This is a genomic window from Methanosarcina sp. 2.H.T.1A.6, from assembly GCF_000979455.1.
GTDB lineage: Archaea > Halobacteriota > Methanosarcinia > Methanosarcinales > Methanosarcinaceae > Methanosarcina.
This window is the reverse complement of record NZ_JJOY01000016.1, coordinates 1-2,423: the sequence shown is the minus strand read 5'-3', so window position 1 is coordinate 2,423 and position 2,423 is coordinate 1. Positions and strand designations below refer to the sequence as shown.

General features: G+C 40.4%; 4 protein-coding genes. 2 read left to right on the top strand and 2 right to left on the bottom strand.

The annotated features are described in order from the left end of the window. The first annotated feature begins 396 nt into the window (after positions 1 to 396). Both EO98_RS04310 and EO98_RS04305 read left to right on the top strand, forming a co-directional pair. The gene (locus tag EO98_RS04310; RefSeq protein WP_048137533.1) at positions 397 to 588 is read left to right on the top strand and encodes a hypothetical protein; all 192 of its coding nucleotides are present in this window, start codon (positions 397 to 399) and stop codon (positions 586 to 588) included. Beyond that, positions 539 to 1,279: a hypothetical protein gene (locus tag EO98_RS04305; RefSeq protein WP_162197882.1), complete on the top strand. Its 741-nt coding sequence runs from the start codon at positions 539 to 541 to the stop codon at positions 1,277 to 1,279. The genes EO98_RS04310 and EO98_RS04305 overlap by 50 nt, the downstream gene beginning before the upstream one ends. Positions 1,280 to 1,366: 87 nt before the next feature. Here the strand turns inward: EO98_RS04305 and EO98_RS04300 are convergent, their stop codons facing one another. Together EO98_RS04300 and EO98_RS19530 are read right to left on the bottom strand one after the other, a co-directional pair. Next, on the bottom strand, positions 1,367 to 1,915 hold the full coding sequence (locus EO98_RS04300; RefSeq protein ID WP_048137530.1) for a DUF1697 domain-containing protein: 549 nt from the start codon (positions 1,913 to 1,915) through the stop codon (positions 1,367 to 1,369). A 218-nt stretch (positions 1,916 to 2,133) separates the two neighbouring features. Beyond that, complete coding sequence (locus tag EO98_RS19530; RefSeq protein ID WP_369799024.1) at positions 2,134 to 2,319, bottom strand: leucine-rich repeat domain-containing protein; 186 nt, start codon at positions 2,317 to 2,319, stop codon at positions 2,134 to 2,136. Positions 2,320 to 2,423: the final 104 nt, after the last annotated feature.

Sequence of the window (2,423 nt, the reverse complement as noted above, 5' to 3'; positions counted from 1 at the left end):
TTAGCTGTACTTTTAGTGGGGATAACTGTAAATTACGGCATTAAAGAAAGGAAGGAATTACAAGCTTTCTCTGAGTAACGAAGTAAAGAGGGGGCTATAAGAGAATATAAGCGTTGATAAGTGTAATAGGTTGCTTCAGGAACTATATTTGGCTTTCTTATCCATATTTCTCTATTTGTAAACTCAAATACTTATTTAAAATTATAAGCATTTGAGGGCGCTGATGTTTCCGTAAAAACGATGACTAAAGGCTTTGTATCGGATGAGTCTCAGAATAATAAAAAATAAACTATTCTTTTGAAGACTCATTTTATATTTACCAGAATATTTCATGAACTTTCGCGTGTTGATACTATGAAGAAGAAAATTTCTAACTTATTTGTCCCACTATTTCTAATGTTTATAATTTTGTCGGGAATCCCTGCTTCGGGTTTTGCAGACATGCAAATTGCCTCGGAGGCTGAAGGGGTTTCGGATGAAAGCTTCGACGCATATCAGGCAGCAGCTGTGTGGCAGGCTGGTTTATCTAAGGAAATCCTTGAGCCCTTCCCGGAAGAAACTCTCCACAGACCTGCTGCAGTTGATTGATGAGCATTACCTGCCCCCAGTTGAGGATCCAAAAAACCTGAAAACCCGGATGGTAAAGCTTGGACAATTGAGTCCTTCCTCTTTCACTCCCGAATTGATGACAAGTTCCGAAGGAAGTGAGGGAACAAAGTCTCCGGAAGATAGGGATAAGGTCTATGTCTACATATACCTGGACCCTTCCGCAAGCCTCAGTCTGCTTGATCCGTACTGTGAGGTAGTGGATCGGGATGAAAATAAGCATATTGCAGTAGCCTGGGTACCCGTTTCATCTCTTGAAGCGCTGGCTTCCCTGCCGGATGTAAAAGTAGTCAGAACGGTTCTTCCCCCGGTCACAAGGACCGGAAGTGTTTCAACGGAAGGGGATTTGATCCATAATTCCTCCAGGCTCAGGCAGCTCCACGGGGTCAGCGGGGCAGGAATAAAAATATGGATAATCTCGGATGGAGTGGACAGCTTGGGAGCTGCGGTGGCTTCAGGGGACCTTCCTCCTGACGTACACGTCCTTAGCAATAAAATAGGAGGAGATGAGGGGACGGCCATGCTTGAAATCGTCCACGATATCGCTCCTGGTGCCGAGCTCTATTTCCATGACTGTGGTAAGAACGGGTATGAATTCAACAGTGCCATTGACGAGCTGGCAGATACTCGCATAAAGACTGTGAAAATAGAAAGAGGGCAACCTTGCCGATAATGGCGAGGTTGTCCTCACTTTCTTAAGTTTTAGATTAGCTTTAGTAGAGCCAATTAAGGCTCACTAAGGTGTTTGCTCATAATAGGTTTACTCATTTGATAGCAAAAGTAATTTTTTTGTAGTGCTGGCATTCCTAATTGTTACTTTGTTATTCACTGAAGAACTTGCAATTTTATACCACCTTGTTTTTGATAATGTAGCTCTTGGTGCAGACCAAAAAATCACATTCTTATAATAACCAACCTGTTCATATTCTGGTTTGGGTTCTCCCACAGCCTTATATACTTCTTCAATAGTGATGGGTGGAATAAGGAAGATAGCCTGATATATCATTTCTTCATCAGAATTTATATCCCACCATTTGGGTGTGTTATCCAACGCTTCCGACAATTCTTTTAGTGAAATGATTACCACAGGAACATCTAACATAAATCTTTCTTCTATCATGGCTTTACATCGGCTGCTTATTTCGCTTTCATTATTGTTTTCGCTGGAAAAAAGAACATTTCCGCTATTGATATAGGTGCTAACATTCAAAAATCCCATATCTTCAAATGCCACCTTTAATAATGGCATTGACACTTTGTTTTTACCGCTAATGTTTATGCCACGCAAAAGAGCAATATATTTTTCCAACCTAAAGCACCTCCATCTATTATAATTTCGCTCCAAGAGCGTTAGAATTAACAGCTAACTTGTAATCAAGATTAGCTTTAGTAAGAGCCAAAAGGCTCATATCAAACGAATGCTCATAATATTCCCGGCAATTCAGAATTTGTTTACCTCTTTTTGAGCCTATCCCAAAACATAAAATCGCATCTTAGGATTTCAAATTCCACACGACCAATCGAGTTTCATATCATGAAAATAGTTTTGAGACTTTTATTGATATGAAAATAAAATTGGTTTTGGGATGAGCTCAAGTAAAGTCTTGTCAGGTTTTTAAGTTCTTTAATTTCGGGTGGCAGTTGTGTCAGCTGGTTACCTGATAAGTTAAGTGTTGTAAGGTATCTTTCATAAGCTTCTCTAATAAGCTGCATCACCCTTTCATAAACCCTCAGCATGAAACCCCTGAGTCTTTAGCTCAGGGGAGGAATGCGTAAACTTCCCCGTCCTGCTCTGTTGAATTAATGTACTTGTCCTG